The organism is Nocardia niwae NBRC 108934 = DSM 45340 (genome assembly GCF_001613465.1).
Taxonomy (GTDB): Bacteria; Actinomycetota; Actinomycetes; order Mycobacteriales; family Mycobacteriaceae; genus Nocardia; species Nocardia niwae.
This window is the reverse complement of the sequence record NZ_BDCK01000015.1, coordinates 585,011-603,333: the sequence shown is the minus strand read 5'-3', so window position 1 is coordinate 603,333 and position 18,323 is coordinate 585,011. Positions and strand designations below refer to the sequence as shown.

The following is an 18,323-nucleotide window of genomic DNA, read 5'->3' as shown; positions in this document are numbered from 1 at the left end:
CCCCGGCTCCGATTGGGCTACGACATGGTGTGATGTGACGAACAGTCATTTCTTGCCACTGATCAATGTGATCAAAATCACTACTCCTCTCTGCGGATCGACGCCTTCCGGCCCCGAGTTTCGGACCGCCGTAGCCCACCCGGGTCGGCATGATCGAACCCAGAACGATCCTTTGACCGCGAGCGAGGAGGAACCGTGCCAAGCCCATCGATTCATGTCGCCTCTCTGCGGAAGGGCGAGGAAATCCACCGCAGCGAACTCGGCTCGCTCATCCGGCTCACCGCCGACAGCTTCCCGATCCTCAGCGGGCTGTCGATCAAACGCCTGACGCTCGCACCGGGCGCGATCCGCGAGCCGCACTGGCATGCCAACGCCACCGAGCTGACCTACTGCACTGCGGGACGGGCGCTGGTCTCGGTCCTGGACGACGGCGGAAGATTCTCCTCATTCCTGGTGCGCGCGGGCGAGATGTTCCACATCGATTCCGGCGCGCTGCACCATGTGGAGAACGTCGGCGACACCGAGGCGGAGTTCATCCTGGCCTTCCGCCACGAACGCCCCGAGGACTTCGGATTCAGCGCCGCGCTGGGCGCGATGACCGATGCGGTGCTCGGCAACACCTACGACCTGCCCGCCAAGGACTTCGCGCGAATCCGGCGCGACACCACCGCCAAGCTGCTCGTGCCCCGCGACGGCGATCCCGACATCCCGTTCACCGCCCACTTCGGCGACCCGCACCACTTCGCGATCGAGGCGATGCCCGCACCGGTGGACTCGCCGGTCGGTTCCGCGCGCACGGCGCGCGCGCAGTACTGGCCCGCACTGCGCGACATCTCGATGTACTCGCTGCGGGTGCGGGAGGACGGGATGCGCGAGCCGCACTGGCATCCGGTGACCGCGGAGATGGGTTACGTCCACCGGGGCTCCGCCCGGATGACGATCATGGATCCGGATGGCGCCCTGGACACCTACACCATCGGCGAAGGCTCGGTATATTTCGTCCCCCGCGCCTATCCACACCACATCGAAGTCGTCGACGCACCGGAGATCCACCTGCTGATCTTCTTCGATCAGCCCACACCCGCGGACATCGGCTACCGCGCCTCGATGAGCGCCTACTCCCGGAAAGTGCTCGCCGCGACCTTCGGCGTCGCCCTCGACGAACTCCCCGACCTGCCCTTCACTCCCGCCGATCCATTGATCGTCACCCGGAACAACCCACTCGACCCCTGAGCGCGCTGACAGCGCCCCTCCGAACGCGGGAGCCCGTAGATTGACTGTGAGGTAATTTACCTACAAGTCAATTCAGTCGTTCGAATGGAGTCGTGCAATGGCGACAAGGTCCTGGTGGGGATGGGGCAACCGGGAAGACGCGGTGACCGGCTCCGAGCGCGAGGCACTGACGAAGCGCGTAGCGGCCCTGCTTCCCGACGCCGAGTTGACGGTGCACGAGGCGCCGGACCTGACGTCGTTGCCAGTGCCCGCGCCCCGCGTCCAGGTGCCCGGTTCGCTGGCCCGATTGGCCTCCGACGATCTCGGTGATCGCGTCGCGCACGGCCACGGGCAGGCGTTCCGTGACGTGGTGCGCGCGCTGCTCGGGCGTCTCGACCATGTCCCGGATCAGGTGCTGCGGCCGCATACCGAGCAGGACGTGGTCGACATCCTGGACTGGTGCGCGAGCGCGGAGATCGCCGTGGTGCCTTTCGGCGGTGGAACGTCGGTGGTGGGTGGGGTCGAACCCCGGTGCGCCGACGCCTATGCCGGAGCCGTGTCACTGGACACCGGCCGCCTGGACCGGATCGCCGAACTCGACCGCACCAGCCGGGCGGCGCGGATCCAAGCGGGCATCCTCGGCCCGGCCCTGGAAGCGGCGTTGCGGCCGGAGGGCTTGACGTTGCGGCATTTTCCGCAATCGTTCGAGTTCTCGACGCTCGGTGGCTGGCTGGCCACCCGCGCGGGCGGGCACTACGCGACCGTCTACACCCACATCGACGACATGGTCGAATCACTACGGGTGGTCACTCCCGCCGGGATCAGCGAATCCCGCAGGCTACCCGCGTCGGGCGCGGGGCCATCGCCGGATCGGATGTTCCTCGGCTCGGAAGGAATACTCGGCGTCATCACCGAGGCGTGGATGCGCTTACAGGACCGTCCACGCTGGCGGACCGGTGCATCGGTGCTGTTCGACGACTACGACAGGGCCGTGGCGGCCACCCGCGCCATCGCCCAGTCGGCCTTGTTCCCGGCGAACTGCCGGCTGCTCGATCCGGTGGAGGCTTTCCTCAACGCGGGCGCCAGCGCGCCCGGCGGTGTGCTGGTCCTCGGATTCGAGTCCGCGGACCATCCCGTGGACGAGCCGATGCGCCGGGCGGTGCAGATCTGCCGCGAGCACGGCGGCACGATCCCGGACGGCATTCGCACCACCGACTCGGCGGATGACCCAGCGCGGGCCGGCGCGGCCGATACGTGGCGCTCGTCGTTCCTGCGTATGCCGTATCAACGGGATGCGCTCGCGGCCCAGTCCATGATCGTGGAAACCTTCGAAACCGCGTGCACCTGGGATCGTTTCGAGGCGTTGCGCGCGGCTGTGCAAGCGGCGACCACGGACGCGTTCCGATCCGCCGGTGTCACCGGCGTGCTGACCTGCCGGTTCACCCATGTCTATCCGGACGGACCCGCGCCCTACTTCGGCATCTACGCCGCGGGCCGCTGGGGACGGACCGTCGAGCAGTGGGACGAGATCAAGACCGCCGTATCCGAAGCGCTGCACGGCAACGGCGCGACCATCACGCACCACCATGCCGTCGGGCGCGACCACCGCCCCTGGTACGACCGGCAGCGACCCGAACCATTCGCCACGGCGCTGCGTGCGGCCAAATCGGCGCTCGATCCCGCCGGAATCCTCAATCCCGGGGTGCTGCTCGACCCGATCGTCCAACCGCCCGCACGGGAGGCTCGGTGAGCAGGCCCGGCACCAAGGGCGTGCCACGGGAGCGGCGGGAGGAACAGATCCTCGACATCGCCACCACCGAGTTCGGTGAGCGCGGCTACGCCAAGGCTTCGATTATCGATATCGCTTCGGCCGCAGGCGTTTCCAAGCCTCTCGTGTACGCCTACTTCGGCTCCCGCGACGGCCTGCACGCGGCCTGCGTGCACCGCGCCGGGAAGAGCCTGATCGATGCGGTCGCGGCCGCTCAGGTCGCGCAGGGCGCGCACGATCGAGCGCTCGCGACACTGACCGGCATCTTCCACGCACTGGACGGGCGCACACAGAACTGGAAGATCATCTACGACGCCACACTGCCACGACCGAGCGCGGCCCACTCGGTGGCCCGGGAGTATCAGGATGCCCTCAACGGCATGGGTTCCGCGGGCGTGTCGCAGGTGCTGGCCGATGCCGGCATCTCCGACGAGGACGATCACTCTTTGTTGCTGGCGCTGTGGTTCAGCATCGTGTCCACCACCATCTCCTGGTGGAGCGACCATCCCGGCCGGACGCCCGAGGAGATGACCGCACGCTGCCTGCGGCTGTTCACCACGATCCGCGCGGCGGCCGCCTGACCTGCCCAGCAGTGGTCACCACGTGCCCCAGTTGCAGGACCTCGGCTCGATCGATGCGTTTCGCGGGCCGGAAGCCGGTGCCGAGGGTGAAACCCAGCGGGATGAACGCCGTCGGCACGACTTTCTCGTAGGGCACGCCGAGCGCGGCGAGTTCTCGCTCGAGTGTCGCCTGAGCGGTGGTCCAGACGGTCCCGATCCCCCGGGCGCGGGCGGCGAGCATGAAACTCGAGACCGAGGGGAGCATCGAGCCCCCAGGCCATGGATTGCTCGAGCACGCCTGCGTGGTCGGTCCGGCCTTCGATGGCGGGGATCACGAACGGCGGCACGCTGGGCAAGCTCCTCGCCGTGGGGTTGGCACCGCCTCGGCAGTCAGCGGTTGCCTCGGCACGCACGCGAAAGGCCGTCCGGCGCAGGTCGTCCCCACTTATGCGCGCGGCGTGAGAGCGCGCAGCGGCTCGTCGAGTTCACGCCGGTAGAAGTCCAGGAAACCATCCGGATCCGGGCCCGCGTTCTGCATCACGAGATGATCGAAACCCGCGTCGGTGTACTGCTTGGCCGCGTCGAGGTAGCGGGCCGGGTCCGGACCGCAGGCGAAATTGTCGAGAATGTCCTCCAGGCGGACGGTGGTGGTCGCCGCGGCGAAATTGACCGGATTCGGCAGCTCGCTCATCACCTTCCAACCCGTGACAGCCCAGCGAGTCGTATCCAGCACGGCCTTCGCAGCCGTCTCCTCGTCCGGAGCCCACGCCATCCCGACCTCCGCGTAGCGCGGGCCTGCGCCGCCCGCCGCGCGGTAGTGCTCGACGATCTCCGATTTCGGTTCGGTGGCGAACAGGCCGTCGCCGAGTTCGGCGGCGATGCGCGCGGCTTCCGGCCCACCCGCGGCGACGGCGATCGGCGGAAGCGTCTCGGGCAGATCGAAAACGCGAGCCTCGGAGACGGTCAGGAACTGCCCGTCATAGGAGTGGTAGCCGCCGCTCCAGAGCAAGCGGATGATCTCGAGCGCTTCACGGAGCATCCGGTGCCGGATGCGCACGGGTGGGAATTCGCGGCCGACGACGTGCTCGTTGAGACGCTCGCCCGAACCGACACCGAGGGTGAAACGGTTGTCGGACAAGATCGCCAGCGTCGCCGCCGCCTGCGCGATGATCGCGGGATGGTAGCGCAGGATGGGGCAGGTCACCCCGGTCGCGAGGGCGATCCGCTCGGTCTTCGCCGCGATGGCTCCGAGCACAGTCCAGGCGAACGGCGAATGGCCCTGGTTGTCCAGCCAAGGATGGAAGTGATCGCTGATCTCGACGAAGTCGAAACCGGCCTCCTCCGCTCGAATCGCCTGGCGGACCAGCTCGTTCGGACCGAACGCCTCGGCCGCCAGTTTGTACCCGATGCGCATCGCCACCTCCTGGTTCGGCTGGAGCGGCCGGTCACCTCGCGAACCGGCTCTTGGCGCGCGTACCCGGCATCCGGCGGCGAAAACGTCGCCGCCCCCAGGAGCAGCAGGTCATCCGGATACGGGCCTGATCCCATCGACAGCCGGACGCCGCGTGGCCGCTTCAGTCACGAGTGGGCCAATAGCTGGCGGCATGGCGGCCCTGCGGAACGTAGGTGTTCTCGTCCTCGACCTCCGTGACGCCGAGATGGAGCAAGAGCATGACGGTCACCAGGCTGATGCTCACGATCAGCGGGGTCAGCAACTGCGTCGCGCCTGCGCCGGAGGGCGCGTGCATGTGCTGGGCTTCGTGCACACGCATCGCGAACATGCCCGTGTAGTGCATGCCCGAGACCGCGACACCCATGACCATTGCCGCGCCGACGGTGACGAGCGTGCCGCGGACATGCAGCGTGAACCACAACGCGGCGGTCGCCGCCACCACGGCGATCACCATGGACAACGCGACGATTCGTCCGTCGTAGCTGATCGACGCATCGGATTTCATGGCGTACATGCCCGCGTAGTGCATGGCGCCGACGCCCAGACCGGTGACACCGCCCCCGGCGAACAGCCCTACCGGCCCCAGTGCCCGCTGGTGGGCGATCCGCAACCCGATCCACACCACCGCGATCGCGATCAGCGCGCTGATCAGGGTGACCGGAACGTCGTAGCGGATCGATGCGCCTTCGATGGCGAAACCGAGCATCGCGATGAAGTGCATGACCCAGATACCGGTGCCACCGATCGCGACAGCCGCGGCCAGCAACCACCCGTCGCGCGCGGAGCCGGTATGAGATCTGGCCATGCACCGCAGTCCTAGCAATGAACCGGTGAACGACATGATGTAGGCGACGATGGGTGTGAGCCACCCGTGGCTGAAATGATCGATTTCCAGCACGCGACACTCCCTCGCTGGATAGATTCGGCGTGTCGATCGGACGGCGACCGAATCTCACATAGTGAAACTGCAGGTAGATAATTTAGAGTACTACTATCCTGTTTAAAAACATAGGATGAGTCTCGAGTAGCGGGAAATGCGCTGTCAGCGGAGTGAAACGCCCAACCTTCGGTCGGGGCGCGACTCTCCGGCCACACCTCGGGTCAGCAGCTAGCAGCTGGCTTCCCCATCGCCCCAGTCCCCACCCTCCGAGGGACGAGGGGCGCACAACGCGACCTCCCGGCCGCCGTGCCGGGGGCCCACCGGGTCCGCGGAGGAGCCGCGAGTGCCGATCCGGGCCGACGTCGATATAGCCGACAAGATCTACCGCATCGCCACCTACCTTCCGGGGTAGGACCGACCGTGTTTTCGGCGCCACGGCAGCCATTTCAGCAGGAGGATGCGGGCACCATCGCAGTTAACGCTGTCTCTGCGGCAGCCCTGACGCGATATCGCGGCCGGTACGCGACACCCGTCACGAGCTGCCACACCGGGGAACCCGCTGGACCGCTGCCCGAGTACCGAACGAACAGGACGATCCAGACGCTCGCTCCGCTGTCCCGGAGGTGGTGCCCAGTCGGATCACCGCCGCGGAGGACCGACCGCACGACGACTTCTGGCGAACTTCCAGCGTTTCTTCGTATGTCTCACCCGGATAACGGCGTATGGTCGCGCTATGCCGACAGTGACGTCGATCGATACCGGAGCCGAACACCTCGCCTGCTGGGTCACCGTCGTCGGGCAACGGCTACACCAGTTGCCCACAGCAAACCCGAATGTCCTACTCGCCCACGCGATGAGCGGCTTCCTGGCGATCGGTCGAGCCAGCATGGCCCTGCTGACCACGTCCGCGAATCCCACCGACATCCGAGACCACGATCTCGTCTTCGAGATCACGGCCGACGCCGAACGATGGCTCACCGACGCGGCGACCGAATCGATCGTCAACCGGATCACCGATCGCGGCGAGCACATTCAGCGCTACCTCAGTCCCGCCGCGCTCGATACGGTGGCGAAAGCCCGCCTGCGGCGCTGTGCGCAGACAACAGCCATCCACACCCGCGATCTGCTGGCCGGGATCGACGCCGACCCGGCCGCGTCGGACGAGATCCGCGACCTCGCCAAAGATCTGGCCGCCCGGGCGAACATCATCGCCACCGTCTACGCCGACGACCCGCAACAGCTGCTTTCGATGTCCAGCAGATGAGGCGGACGCGCTCACACGGGACGTCGCGGACCCACCGGCCCAGCGCCGACACTCCGTAGAATTCGACGAACAGCGCGTTCACATCGGCGCCGCGATGGTCGACAATGGTGGTATGGCGACGGTGCTGCTGGGCGGCGACGTCATGCTGGGGCGGGGTGTGGACCAGATTCTGCCGCATCCCGGCGATCCGAGGCTGCGCGAACGGTACGTCAACGACGCGCGCACCTACGTCGAGTTGGCCGAACGCGCCTACGGCGAATTCACCCATCCGGTCGGTTACCGGCACCTGTGGGGTGATGTCCTGCCGATTCTGGCCCAGATCGCTCCCGAGGTGCGCTTGCTCAATCTGGAGACTTCGATCACCGCCGGTGGCGTGTTCGCTCCCGCGAAAGGCATCCATTACCGGATGCATCCGGACAATCTGCCCGCCTTGACCGCGATAGCACCGGTCGTCTGCGCGCTGGCCAACAATCACGTCCTCGATTTCGGAATCGCCGGAATGGCGGACACGCTGGCGGCGCTCGACGCCGCGCACATCGACCGCGCCGGCGCAGGGGCCGATCTGGCGGGCGCCCGTGCCCCCGCCACGGTGAAACTCGCCGACGGGCGCCGCGTGGTGATCGTCTCGGTCGCCGCGGGCTCGAGCGGAGTACCGGAATCCTGGTCGGCCCGGCGCAACCGGCCGGGGCTATGGCGAGTGGGTTACTCCCCCGACGCAGCCGCGGCCGAGGACGTCGCGGCGGAGGTGGCCGCGCACAAACGCGACAACGATATCGGCATCGTTTCCGTGCACTGGGGCCCGAACTGGGGCTACGAAGTCGCGCGAACCGAGACGCGCTTCGCCCACCGATTGATCGACGCAGGCGTCGACGTGGTGCACGGGCACTCCGCGCATCATCCGCGTCCGATCGAGATCTACCGCGGCAAGCCGATCCTGTACGGATGCGGCGACGTCATCGACGACTACGAAGGCATCCGCGGCCACGAGCGATACCACACCGACCTGCATCCGCTGTATCTGGTCTCGCTCGATCCCGGCTCGGCGGAGGTCCGGCTGATTCCGCTGCGCGTGCGGCATATGCGGCTGGAATGGGCGCCGCGCAGCGAATCCCGCTGGCTGTGCGAGAAGATCCAAGACATCAGCCGCGGCTTCGGCACCCTGGTCTCGCCTCGGGCCGGCGATCTGCCGGTGGTGTTCAGTGCAGCACGACGGTGAGATGGCGGTGGAACCATTGGACCGCCAGGTCGGCGACTTGTTCGAGCGCACCGGGTTCCTCGAACAGATGTGTCGCCCCCGGAACGATGTCCAGCTCGCTCGGGCACGGCATCCGTAGCTGGGCCTCCCGGTTGACCTCCAGCACTCGCCGGTCGTTGCCACCCACGATGAGCAGCGTCGGCGCCCGCACCGAGCCCAATCGCGGACCCGCCAGATCCGGCCGCCCACCCCGGGAGACAACCGCCGCGATCTCGGTGGCGGGTTCGGTCGCCGCCCACAGCGCGGCGCCCGCGCCGGTGCTCGCCCCGAAGTATCCGGTCGGCAGGCCGTCGAGTTCCGGCCGCGTCCGCAGCCAATGGGTCACCTCGACGAGGCGATGAGCGAGCAGGGGAATGTCGAACACGCGAGCGCGGTCGCCTTCCTCCTCGGCGGTCAGCAGGTCGACGAGCATCGTCGCGAACCCCGCCCGGTTGAGGACCTCGGCCACGAACCGGTTTCGCGGGCTGCGCCTGCCGCTACCGCTGCCATGCGCGAAGGCGATCAGCGCGGTGCGGTCCGGTGGCACAGCCAGCACCCCGGCCAGCCGGGCGTATTCCGACGGCACCATGACCTCTTCTGCCCGCGGCGGGGACCGGTGTGCGGACGGCATCGAGTACCTCCTGTATCCGGGGTACCCGATCAGCCCTGTCCTGCGCAAGAGGTTCGCGAGACGGCTCGGCCGCACGCCGGACGGCGCCAGCCGTCCGGCCACGCCCCGGCAGCGGGACGCACACGAGCAAATCGTCGGTGACGGCTTCGGTGCGGTGCAGCGCGCGAATGCCGTAACCGCGAGGCAGCGACCAATCGAGTTCGACATCACCGAGCGTGTACTGCTCGCCGCCTTGGACTGCGTACTCACACAGTGATTCCGGCGGGTCCACTCCGGGCCCTCGGAGCATCGCCGACCGGAGACGGTCAGTCCTCGTCTTCCGGTTCGGCGGGCCGCTTCGACGTCACGATGCGGACGCCCCCCGGTAAGCGGAAGAGCCCGCTGGATCGGTTGCGGATCCACTGGGTGAGGGCGGCGACCGCCGAGCCCAGCGATGTCACGCCGGCCAGCAACGACCAAGGCGTGAGCGTCGCGGAGGTGTACGCGACCTGGCCGATGCCGGGCACGACGAGTCTGCCGTTGCCGAACGCCCAGTTCATCAACGACCCGATCTGTCCGCCGAGATCCGACCTGCGTCCGACCATCGCCTTCAGCTCGGGGCCCTTGCTGTTGATGTAGAGCACGGTGATCACCACGAACACCGCGACCGCCAACGTGGCCAGCGTGGTCAGCCGATTGAGCGCCTCGATGCGAAGACGCAGGTTCACCACGACCGAGAAGACGACGACGATGATCGCGGCACTGGCGAGCAGTGCCCAGAATCCGGTGACCCGCGCTCCGGGCGGGGCCGATCGCGACCAGATGTTGAGGAATCGCGTGGTGATCTCCATCCGGCCGAACGCGTTGGTGCTGACCTTCCCATCGGCGCCCGCCGCGGTAAGCCATGGCTGGAACAGCAACACCAATGTCACCAGGCTGCCGACGGCGGCCCATACATAGCCCCAATGGCCGCGCAACGCGAGCAGAATCGCCTTCGCCGGGACGGCGCCGCTCTTCGCCGTGTTCTGCTGGGCGGATCGGCCGTCTCGAGCTTCGTCCGACTGCCACGGCGTTGGCTGCACCATTGCCTCAGTTTAGGGTCGCGGCACTGCCCGAATTCGGGCAAGTCTCACCGCCGGTGGGAAGTGTATGCTGCACATCCCGGGCAGCCGTCAAGCGCCGGTCGACAACCTTTGCCGCTCGGATGCGCGATCGCTTCACCAGCATAACGATCCCCGTTACCGACCGCCGCGCCTTCGTGGCGCCAGTCGATTCGACGGTAGCGTCCCAGTGGCGGCGTCGCGTCGTATACGGCGACGCAGCGCCGTTGCCGGTCAAAGTTCAATCCCGGCGGCCGAGGATTTCCGATTGCTTGACGAAGGGCACAATTCGGGCAAGGTGTAGGGACGAAAGAGTCTTGCGGTTTGTTTCTCTCTCGAAACTGAAGCACCCACCCCGAAAAAAGCACCCTCGGTGATCTCCCCGTTACGCAACGGCGTAGAGCTTGACATTTCTTTGCCTGGTGTTCACCGCCCTATAGGTGAAGCATGAAATCCGTGAGTCAGAGATAAGTTTTTACTCGAGTCAAAGGATGCGCAATGTCCACCAAAATCACGAAGATGCTGGCCGCGACCGCAATGGTCGCCTCTTTGGGCGTCATCGCGGCTCCCGCCGCCTCCGCCGAAACGACGCCGTCGGACGTCGCGACGCCAGTGTGGGGCTCGGTCGTACTCTGCATTCCGCTCGGCAGCGCCGTTTGGTGCATCTGATGCACCTGCCGTGCGGCCGCACCGCGTAGAGGCCGGTCGCACTTCCGAGTCGGAAAGTTTTCCGATCCCGATACTCGGCGGTGGGCGGGGCATTCCGCCGAGTATCGCGCGAACCGACGTTGGGAGGAACAGCACAGCAGTCGCCGCCGCATGTGGATCGACCGTTGCGGCGGCACTGTCATGACCGCCTCCGTTGTGTCACACTCTCCGCCGCCGCTTCGTCCACTCACCGAACAGTGAGTCGAAGGAGAGTGCGATGCGAGTAGCGGTTGTCGGCGCGAGCGGGCGGATCGGCCGAGAGGTGACCGACGTGCTGCGGAGCCACGGCCACGAAGTCGTGGTTATCAGCCGATCGGCGGGGGTCGACGTCCACACCGGAGCCGGTTTGGCGGACGCCTTGGCCGGGGTGGACGTGGTGGTGGACGCGATCAACGCGGCAACCACCGAAACCGAGGGGGTGACCGCCTTCTTCCGCATCGTCGCCCGGAATATCCAGCGCGCCTCGGCCGCAGCCGGTGTACAACGGATCGCCCTGGTCTCGATCATCGGGATCGATCGGTTCACCGCGGGGCACTACGCCGGGAAACTCGCTCAGGAGCACGCCTACCGGGAGGGCCCGGTGCCGGTGCGGATACTGCGCGCGGCCCAATTCCACGAATTCACCGAGATGATGCTCGACTGGACCACGCGCGGCGACACCGCCTACGTCCCGAAGTATCGGACCCAGCTCGTGGCCGCACGCACGGTCGCGGAGCAATTGGCGCATCTGGCCGTCGCCGAGAACGCCCCCGAATCGGTCGAAATCGCCGGACCGGAAGAGCTCTATCTCGCCGCAGCCACGGCCGAGGTGGCCGCTCGGCGGGGCGAACTGGGTCGGGTGGAGGAGATCGTCGACCGGGACGACCCGAATCACGCACTGCAGGCCGATGGCGCCCTCCTGCCCGGGCCGGGGGCCATCCTCGCCGGTCCGACCTTCCAGCAATGGCTCACGCAGAAGTATCCGGCACTGCCGTAGCGTCCGGACCCGCATCCGAGTTCGCTTGACTTCAGGTCGACCTCAACTCGCAAGCTGAGCGCACCACGAGGAGAGGTAGACCATGACAACATTCGGGGAAAAGCAGAGCCGGGAATACGACCAGCGGGCATCTCGCCTGCTCGGGGGTCTCTACCGCCGGATCGCCGCCGACATCGACGCGGCAGCGCAACCCGGCGCGTGGGTGCTGGACGTGGGGACAGGCCCGGGAAAAATGCTGGCGCAGTTGGCTTCTCGGCGGCCGGATCTGCGGCTACACGGCGTGGACCTGTCCCCGCACATGATCGACCTCGCCGAGGCGACGCTTTCCGGCGGTGCGGCCGAGTTGTCGGTCGGCGACGTGGCCGCGCTGCCGTATCCCGACGACAGCTTCGACCTGGTCGTCTCGAGTTTGAGCATGCACGAGTGGCCGGAGGTCGGCCACGCGGTCGCGGACCTGGCGCGGGTGCTGCGGCCCGGCGGCGCCGTGGCGATCTACGACTTCCGATTCGTGCGCTCCACGGCCGCGCTCAGCGCGTTACGACGCTGCTTCGACGCCGCGACGGTCCGGCGGGAGACGGTGCGTCCACGACGTCACCCGATCGGGCTGTACGCGCGGCTCACCGCTCGCGCCACCTAGAGTGCGGGTATGGCGGGCGGCGACATCTCGATCGGGGAACTCGCGGCGCGTTTCGGCCTGGCCACCCATGTGCTGCGGCATTGGGAGGACGTCGGATTGCTCGCGCCGCGGCGCGACGGCGCGGGCCGGCGCCGGTATGACGACGACGACGCGGAGACCGTGGCGATGATTTTGCTCGGCAAGCAGGCGGGTCTGGCGCTGGACGAACTCGTCGCGCTGTTCGCCGCGGCGTCCGACCGCGCCGCGCGCCGGGATCTGCTGCGTGCGCACCGAGAGAAGCTCGTGCATAAGATCGCTCGGGCGAGCGCGGCGCTGGAGACCATCTCGCATGCTCTCGACTGCACGGCCGGGGACTTCCGCGAGTGCCCGCACTTCCAGGCGAAGGTCGCCGGCGCGCTCACGCTGGTCACGAACCGGTCAAGTCGCGCGGATAAATCGTTATGACACACGGAATTCCGTCTCGACGGCGGAGTTTGTGGCGGATCGAGCACCGCGGTGCGATTCGGCGGCAACCGGGGGGTTCTGCGCCTGTCGCCGCGGATTAGGATCGAGTCCTGCGAACAGTGACACCGCAACCCGTGACACTTCGACCCGATAGAGGTGCCTCATGAGCAGGACAATTCGTGTTCCCGCCGCGGAGCTCGCCGATCATGTCGGCGAATCCGTTGTCGGATACGGCACCCTGACGCAGGCGGGAGTGGTCCAGCCGGGCGGCGACCTCGTGGTCGCCGTTTTCGGTGTGGAAACCAACCGGCGCGAGAAATCATTCACGCCAGGACAACTGGTCGAACTGGAGGTCGACGACTGATGGCGGAGGGGCGCACGGCGGGTAAATGCCGTGCGGCCCTGCGCCTCAGCCGATCAGCGCATTCATTATCGTCCCCGCACTGGTGGCGATGACTCCGCCGAGCATACCGCCGGCGACCATCTTCGCCGACGCCAGTGGACCACCGTTCCACTTCTCCCATGCGAATCTGCCGCCGGCATAAGTGATTCCGGTGACGCCGGACAGAATCACGAACCATGTGAAATACCGGAACAGCTGGAGAATTTTCTCCGAGTTCGGGGGGGCCTCGGGGACCGGGTCGTCCACCTGAGCCAGAATAAATGTTTCGACTGCCGTATGGATCATCATTGATCTGTCTCCGTCGGGTTTCCGCAGGACAAGTTATACGCAATCGCTATGACGTTCGAAGTATCGCGATCCGCGTCGCTCGCGTCAACCCTTCCGCGGAGCCGAGGACATCCCCCGCGTCCTCGTTCCCCTCCGTCAGCCCGTGTCGGACCGCCATGGACGGGTAGTGCGTACATGTGAGCTACGACGCTGACGGCATAGCGGCCGGTGACCTCGATCCGGTAGCCGCGCGGGCGGTGATCGAACAAGCCAAAGGCGCGGTGATGCTCGTCTACGGCCTCGACGCCGAACAAGCGTTCGCCATCCTGCGCGTCCGATCCCAGGAAACAAACACCAAGCTGCGGATTCTCGCGGCCAACGTGGCTGCCGAACTCCCGTCGATCGGCGTGCCCGCCGTGACCGGTGAACTGCGCAGCCGCGTCGACCGGCTGCTGTCCACGGCACACGAGCAGGCCAGGTGACAAGCCGCGCACGGAATGCGGGCACCGCCGTCGCCGCGCGCCGGGTCACCGCGGCGATCCGGCCGAACGCGATGCGCGGACATTCGATTGTCCGAGCCTTGTCCGCTGACGCCGACCCCGGCGCTACCGCTTCCGGGCGACGGCGAAGACGCGCCGGAACGGCAGCCAGGTCGTACCATCGGCCCGCCGGGGGTAGGCGCTGCGCAGCAACGGGGCGAGTTGCGCGGTGAATTCCTGCCACCGGCCGTCGTCGAGGACGCCGCGCACAGGTCGCAGCGCCGTGCCGGTGACCCACTCGAGGACCGGATCGTCACCGTTCAAACGCTGCAGATAAGTCGTCTCCCACGCATCGACAGCCCCGCCCGCCGCGCTGAGCAGGTCGGCGTATTCGCCGGGATCGAGCACCGCCCGTGGTTCCAGGATGCCCGCTCCGCCGAGACTGTCGCGCCACTCGTCCCGGGCGGCCACCTGACGGATCGCCCGATGAGAGGCGGCGTCGAAGTTCCCGGGTACCTGAACCGCCAAGAATGCGCCCGTGGGGAGCTGACGCATCCATCGAGCCAGCAGACCGGGATGTCCGGGCACCCACTGGAGCACGGCATTACAGACCACGACATCGGTCTCGGCGCTCGGCTGCCAGGCCTGCACCGATCCGAGCGTCGCGTCGATGCCGCGGCCCCGCGCGGCCGCGACCATCTCCGGTGACGAGTCGAGCGCGCGCACGATCGAGCCGGGCCAGCGCTGGGCGAGTACCTCCGTGAGATGGCCCGGCCCGCAGCCCAGGTCGACCACCACCCGCGGTCCGTCCGCCGGCACCCGGGACAGCAGGTCGAAGAAAGGGCGGGACCGATGGTCGTCGAACGCGAGGTATTGCTGAGGATCCCACACAGGCCGCTCCGAAAGGCTCTACCAAACCGTACGTACGTACTGTATGCCCCGGCGCGTGCGGGCCGCACCGGAACGGCACCCCTATCGCAACTGACCTGCGTACACGCCCGAGGCGGAATCCCACCCTCCATCACGGTTTCGTAACGGCGCCGCCTGGGTATTACATAGCTATGACGGATCACCGACCAACCCGGATCGCCGGTGTGGAACCGGGAACCGGCGCGCTCGCTTTGACCACGTGCCTTGCCTTTTCGATCGGCATCGCGATGATCACCCAATCGGCGCTCACCACCCTGGTGGCGTGCGTGAGCATTGTGGCGGGGCTCACGCTGGTACTGAACATCCTGCCGCACAAGGCGTAACCGTACGGACCTTGCCTCACCTGCCGAATCCTGGTGACATAACCCGGATATCGACGTCAAGAGGAGGCAGGCATGCTGTCGTTGCAGGAGATCTCGGATCGATTCGAGATCGAAGACCTGATGGTGCGATATTCGCACGCGGTCGACACCCGGCAGTGGGACCTACTGGACGAAGTGTTCACGCCCGACGCTCATATCGACTACTCCGCCATGGGCGGCTCGGTGGGCGATCTGGCGACGACGAAGGAGTTCCTCGCCTCCGTCCTGCCCAACTTCCCCGCCTTCCAGCACCTGATCAGCAACTCGTCCATCCAAATCGACGGTGACACGGCCACCGGGCGGACGATGTGCCACAACCCGATGATGGTGTCCGGCGGTGACGGACCGCCGACGATGATGCTGTGCGGGCTCTGGTACTTGGACACATTCGTCCGCGTAGACGGACGATGGCGCATCGAGCAGCGTGTCGAAGAGAAGAGCTTCCTCTTCGTCGCGCCCTCCGCGCCCGGCATGGGGTGACGCGCGAGGATCGCTGCCCGGGCGCGCCTCAGCGCGCGGTCAGCGCCGAGGGCGCGTCGTCGGCCGCCCGGAGCGTCCCGTCGGACGACGGGTTCGCGCGCGCGGCGACGGTGCGCTTGCTCGCGACCAGGAAAAGCACGACCAGCACCACACTGAACCAGACATAGGTGTTGCCGATGAAGTGCTGCCAGGGCGTCCAGGCGGTTTCCCGGTGCTCGCCGTCGGGCAGCCAGTTGTGCGGGCCGATGACGAACACCGCCGCGGTGACCACGAACGTCACCCACCACCCGATCGCCCGCCGCAGCGGAAGGCGAGTCGCGTAGCCGACCACGGCGAACAACGCGGGCGCGATCCATACCCAGTGGTGCGACCAGGAGATCGGCGAGACGAGCAGGGTGAAGACGGCATTGAGGGCCAACGCGAGCGCGGGCAGGTCGGCCGCCCGGCGCATCGCGGCGACGACCAGAACCAGCAACAGGGCACCGAGTACCAGCCAGATCATGGTGAAGGCAGGCTCAGGCACTTCGAACCGGGAGAACACCGCCTGAATCGACTGATTGGTATGGAAGGCCGAGCCGCTCAGCCCGGAGACGTTGCCGAGACCGCCGAACCAATACTTGACGGATTCCTTCGGCAGGATCGCGAAACCGAGCGCCGTGGCCGCCGCACCGGTGACCGCGGCGGTCGCGGCCGCGCGATAGTCCCGGCGGACCAGAAAGTAGAGCACGAACGCCGCGGGCGTCAGCTTGATCGCGGCCGCGATGCCGATCAGCATGCCCCGGGGCCAGCGTGGTTTATGCGTGAGGCAGTCGGCGGCGACCAACGCCATCAGCAGCAGATTGACTTGACCGAAATCCAGCGTGGAGTGGATCGGCTCCAGCAGCAGGCCCAAAGGAGTCGCGCACGCGGTGGCCCACACCGCCAGCCGCCGCTGCGACTCCTCCGGCCATACCCGCCGCGCCACCAGATAGAGGGTGAGGGCCAGTGCGGCCACCGAGGAGACGAAGAAGCTGAAGGCGGCCACATCCCACGGCAGCATCGCGAACGGGCCCAGCGCGAGCGCGGCGAACGGCGGATAGATGAACGGCAAACCCGCCCCGATGGTGGTCTGCGGCAGTTGCCCGTACATATCGGCGCCGTGCCGCATGGCATCCACGCCCAGTCGATACACCTGCAGGTCGATGAACCCGCCGGTGATCTTGTGGAACGGCCAGACCGGTGTCAGGAGGCAGAACGCGGAGAACGCGAGCGACAGGACCGGCGCCGCCCGCAGCACACGCCCGAGTCGACGGTTCTGGGACATCGGCGTTCCGGCGGTGGCGGTGACACTACTCATCCGCGGCGACTATACCGACCCATGGCGCGTCGTTCAGCACGTGGTAGGGAGAGTCGCGACCCACGCGTGAGGGCCGCCGAAACGGGTAAGCCGCCACCAGCACAAGCGGCAGAGGAGCTCCGCGACAGCCGTCGCGGCCCCACCGAAGGCAGGAGGCGGACAGTGACGAAGGCGCCCGGCGCCGCGATGTTCGTACCGCAGGACGCGGATCTGGCGCGGCTGCGGCGAGCAGCCTGCGACTGCCGGGGCTGCGATCTCTACCGCCACGCCACGCAAACGGTCTTCGGCGCCGGTCCCCCGGACGCGGACGTGGTGCTGATCGGCGAGCAACCCGGCGATCAGGAGGACGTGGCCGGACAGCCGTTCGTCGGCCCGGCGGGACGGCTGCTCGACCGGGCGCTGGCCGATGCCGGCATCGACCGCGACGCGGCCTACCTGACCAACGCGGTGAAGCATTTCAAGTTCGTGGAGCGCGGCAAGCGACGGATTCACAAGCAACCCGGCCGCACCGAGGTGGTCGCCTGTTCGGCGTGGCTCGACGCCGAACTCGGCCTGCTGCGTCCACGGCTGGTGGTGTGCCTCGGCGCCATCGCCGCGCAGGCGCTGCTCGGCCCGTCGTTCAAGGTCAGCACTCGCCGCGGTGAGGTCGTCGAGACCGCGGACTTCCGCGCGATCGCCACCGTGCACCCGTCGTCGGTGCTGCGCGCGCCCGACCGGACCGCCGCCTACGAAGCCTTCGTCGCCGATCTGCGCATCGTGCGGGAACAACTGGGAAAATCCGCGGCGACGCGCTGACCCGCGCGCGGCCCACGACAGGAGTGAGCGGATGAACGCCGACGAAATCGACCCGGAACTGCTCGAACTGGCCACCAAGGTGTTCGACTTCGCCCGGCACGGAGACGCCGCGAGGCTGGCCGCCTACGTGGACGCGGGCGTGCCGGTCGACCTCACCAACGAGGCCGGGGACACGCTGCTCATGCTCGCCTCCTACCACGGGCACGCCGAGGCCGTGGCAGCGCTCCTGCAGCGGTCTGCCGATCCGAACCGGGCGAACGACAAGGGCCAGACGCCTCTGGCCGGAGCGGTATTCAAAGGCGAGACCGACATCGTGCGCCGGCTCGCCGCGGCGGGGGCCGACCCCGACGCGGGCGCCCCGTCGGCCCGCGACGCCGCGGTCATGTTCGGCAAGACCGAGCTGCTCGAACTGTTCGGCGCCTGAG

The 18,323-nt window shown here is 67.5% G+C and carries 23 protein-coding genes and 1 pseudogene; 16 read left to right on the top strand and 8 right to left on the bottom strand.

The window, feature by feature from the left end:
- The first annotated feature begins 195 nt into the window (after nucleotides 1-195).
- From NNI01S_RS06655 to NNI01S_RS06645, 3 genes are all read left to right on the top strand, one after another.
- On the top strand, nucleotides 196-1,233 hold the full coding sequence (locus tag NNI01S_RS06655) for a cupin domain-containing protein (RefSeq protein WP_063018458.1): 1,038 nt from the start codon (nucleotides 196-198) through the stop codon (nucleotides 1,231-1,233).
- A 97-nt stretch (nucleotides 1,234-1,330) separates the two neighbouring features.
- The gene (locus NNI01S_RS06650; protein WP_063018456.1) at nucleotides 1,331-2,962 is read left to right on the top strand and encodes an FAD-binding oxidoreductase; all 1,632 of its coding nucleotides are present in this window, start codon (nucleotides 1,331-1,333) and stop codon (nucleotides 2,960-2,962) included.
- Nucleotides 2,959-3,561 carry a TetR/AcrR family transcriptional regulator gene (locus tag NNI01S_RS06645; RefSeq protein ID WP_063018454.1) on the top strand — a complete coding sequence of 201 codons (603 nt, stop codon included), beginning with the start codon at nucleotides 2,959-2,961 and terminating at the stop codon, nucleotides 3,559-3,561. The genes NNI01S_RS06650 and NNI01S_RS06645 overlap by 4 nt, the downstream gene beginning before the upstream one ends.
- Here NNI01S_RS06645 and NNI01S_RS06640 read toward each other — a convergent pair.
- From NNI01S_RS06640 to NNI01S_RS06630, 3 genes are all read right to left on the bottom strand, one after another.
- Nucleotides 3,533-3,805, bottom strand: coding sequence for a nitroreductase family protein (locus tag NNI01S_RS06640; RefSeq protein WP_218019162.1), 273 nt, complete (start codon nucleotides 3,803-3,805; stop codon nucleotides 3,533-3,535). The two genes, NNI01S_RS06645 and NNI01S_RS06640, sit on opposite strands and share 29 nt — an antisense overlap.
- Before the next feature lie 180 nt (nucleotides 3,806-3,985).
- Entirely contained in the window at nucleotides 3,986-4,954 is a 969-nt protein-coding gene (locus tag NNI01S_RS06635) for a TIGR03557 family F420-dependent LLM class oxidoreductase (protein ID WP_063018452.1), read from the bottom strand.
- Nucleotides 4,955-5,114: 160 nt separating this feature from the next.
- A complete protein-coding gene (locus NNI01S_RS06630) occupies nucleotides 5,115-5,891 on the bottom strand; it encodes an MHYT domain-containing protein (protein ID WP_157114616.1) in 777 nt (258 codons plus the stop codon).
- 715 nt (nucleotides 5,892-6,606) lie between these two features.
- Here NNI01S_RS06630 and NNI01S_RS06625 point away from each other — a divergent pair.
- Entirely contained in the window at nucleotides 6,607-7,137 is a 531-nt protein-coding gene (locus NNI01S_RS06625; protein ID WP_063018451.1) for a hypothetical protein, read from the top strand.
- A 94-nt stretch (nucleotides 7,138-7,231) separates the two neighbouring features.
- On the top strand, nucleotides 7,232-8,353 hold the full coding sequence (locus tag NNI01S_RS06620) for a CapA family protein (protein ID WP_063018450.1): 1,122 nt from the start codon (nucleotides 7,232-7,234) through the stop codon (nucleotides 8,351-8,353).
- Here the strand turns inward: NNI01S_RS06620 and NNI01S_RS06615 are convergent.
- A pseudogene (locus NNI01S_RS06615) lies at nucleotides 8,334-9,005 on the bottom strand (dienelactone hydrolase family protein); the annotation flags it as partial. The gene NNI01S_RS06620 and the pseudogene NNI01S_RS06615 sit on opposite strands and share 20 nt — an antisense overlap.
- Here NNI01S_RS06615 and NNI01S_RS35235 point away from each other — a divergent pair.
- On the top strand, nucleotides 8,959-9,258 hold the full coding sequence (locus NNI01S_RS35235) for a hypothetical protein (protein ID WP_063018449.1): 300 nt from the start codon (nucleotides 8,959-8,961) through the stop codon (nucleotides 9,256-9,258). The pseudogene NNI01S_RS06615 and the gene NNI01S_RS35235 sit on opposite strands and share 47 nt — an antisense overlap.
- A gap of 49 nt (nucleotides 9,259-9,307) precedes the next feature.
- Here the strand turns inward: NNI01S_RS35235 and NNI01S_RS06605 are convergent, their stop codons facing one another.
- Entirely contained in the window at nucleotides 9,308-10,066 is a 759-nt protein-coding gene (locus NNI01S_RS06605) for a hypothetical protein (RefSeq protein ID WP_063018448.1), read from the bottom strand.
- 513 nt (nucleotides 10,067-10,579) lie between these two features.
- On the opposite strand from NNI01S_RS06605, the gene NNI01S_RS34300 reads away from it, so the two are divergent.
- From NNI01S_RS34300 to NNI01S_RS06580, 5 genes are all read left to right on the top strand, one after another.
- Nucleotides 10,580-10,750 (top strand): hypothetical protein, encoded by a 171-nt coding sequence (locus tag NNI01S_RS34300; protein ID WP_157114614.1) that lies wholly within the window; start codon nucleotides 10,580-10,582, stop codon nucleotides 10,748-10,750.
- A 256-nt stretch (nucleotides 10,751-11,006) separates the two neighbouring features.
- The gene (locus tag NNI01S_RS06595) at nucleotides 11,007-11,765 is read left to right on the top strand and encodes an SDR family oxidoreductase (RefSeq protein ID WP_063018445.1); all 759 of its coding nucleotides are present in this window, start codon (nucleotides 11,007-11,009) and stop codon (nucleotides 11,763-11,765) included.
- A gap of 82 nt (nucleotides 11,766-11,847) precedes the next feature.
- Complete coding sequence (locus NNI01S_RS06590) at nucleotides 11,848-12,402, top strand: class I SAM-dependent methyltransferase (protein WP_063018443.1); 555 nt, start codon at nucleotides 11,848-11,850, stop codon at nucleotides 12,400-12,402.
- A gap of 9 nt (nucleotides 12,403-12,411) precedes the next feature.
- Nucleotides 12,412-12,846 carry a MerR family transcriptional regulator gene (locus NNI01S_RS06585; protein WP_063018441.1) on the top strand — a complete coding sequence of 145 codons (435 nt, stop codon included), beginning with the start codon at nucleotides 12,412-12,414 and terminating at the stop codon, nucleotides 12,844-12,846.
- Nucleotides 12,847-13,009: 163 nt separating this feature from the next.
- A complete protein-coding gene (locus tag NNI01S_RS06580; protein WP_063018439.1) occupies nucleotides 13,010-13,210 on the top strand; it encodes a hypothetical protein in 201 nt (66 codons plus the stop codon).
- A 45-nt stretch (nucleotides 13,211-13,255) separates the two neighbouring features.
- Here the strand turns inward: NNI01S_RS06580 and NNI01S_RS06575 are convergent, their stop codons facing one another.
- Nucleotides 13,256-13,534 carry a hypothetical protein gene (locus NNI01S_RS06575; protein WP_063018802.1) on the bottom strand — a complete coding sequence of 93 codons (279 nt, stop codon included), beginning with the start codon at nucleotides 13,532-13,534 and terminating at the stop codon, nucleotides 13,256-13,258.
- A 179-nt stretch (nucleotides 13,535-13,713) separates the two neighbouring features.
- On the opposite strand from NNI01S_RS06575, the gene NNI01S_RS06570 reads away from it, so the two are divergent.
- On the top strand, nucleotides 13,714-13,998 hold the full coding sequence (locus NNI01S_RS06570; RefSeq protein ID WP_063018437.1) for an ANTAR domain-containing protein: 285 nt from the start codon (nucleotides 13,714-13,716) through the stop codon (nucleotides 13,996-13,998).
- A gap of 123 nt (nucleotides 13,999-14,121) precedes the next feature.
- On the opposite strand, the gene NNI01S_RS06565 is transcribed toward NNI01S_RS06570, so the two are convergent.
- A complete protein-coding gene (locus NNI01S_RS06565) occupies nucleotides 14,122-14,886 on the bottom strand; it encodes a trans-aconitate 2-methyltransferase (protein ID WP_063018434.1) in 765 nt (254 codons plus the stop codon).
- 170 nt (nucleotides 14,887-15,056) lie between these two features.
- Here NNI01S_RS06565 and NNI01S_RS06560 point away from each other — a divergent pair, with 170 nt between their 5' ends.
- Complete coding sequence (locus NNI01S_RS06560) at nucleotides 15,057-15,248, top strand: hypothetical protein (protein WP_063018432.1); 192 nt, start codon at nucleotides 15,057-15,059, stop codon at nucleotides 15,246-15,248.
- Nucleotides 15,249-15,320: 72 nt separating this feature from the next.
- Nucleotides 15,321-15,767 (top strand): nuclear transport factor 2 family protein, encoded by a 447-nt coding sequence (locus tag NNI01S_RS06555; protein WP_063018430.1) that lies wholly within the window; start codon nucleotides 15,321-15,323, stop codon nucleotides 15,765-15,767.
- 28 nt (nucleotides 15,768-15,795) lie between these two features.
- Here the strand turns inward: NNI01S_RS06555 and NNI01S_RS06550 are convergent, their stop codons facing one another.
- Nucleotides 15,796-17,103 carry a glycosyltransferase 87 family protein gene (locus NNI01S_RS06550; protein WP_063917329.1) on the bottom strand — a complete coding sequence of 436 codons (1,308 nt, stop codon included), beginning with the start codon at nucleotides 17,101-17,103 and terminating at the stop codon, nucleotides 15,796-15,798.
- Between the two features lie 21 nt (nucleotides 17,104-17,124).
- On the opposite strand from NNI01S_RS06550, the gene NNI01S_RS06545 reads away from it, so the two are divergent.
- Both NNI01S_RS06545 and NNI01S_RS06540 read left to right on the top strand, forming a co-directional pair.
- On the top strand, nucleotides 17,125-17,898 hold the full coding sequence (locus NNI01S_RS06545; RefSeq protein WP_084488567.1) for a UdgX family uracil-DNA binding protein: 774 nt from the start codon (nucleotides 17,125-17,127) through the stop codon (nucleotides 17,896-17,898).
- A gap of 31 nt (nucleotides 17,899-17,929) precedes the next feature.
- On the top strand, nucleotides 17,930-18,322 hold the full coding sequence (locus NNI01S_RS06540; protein ID WP_063018428.1) for an ankyrin repeat domain-containing protein: 393 nt from the start codon (nucleotides 17,930-17,932) through the stop codon (nucleotides 18,320-18,322).
- Nucleotide 18,323: the final 1 nt, after the last annotated feature.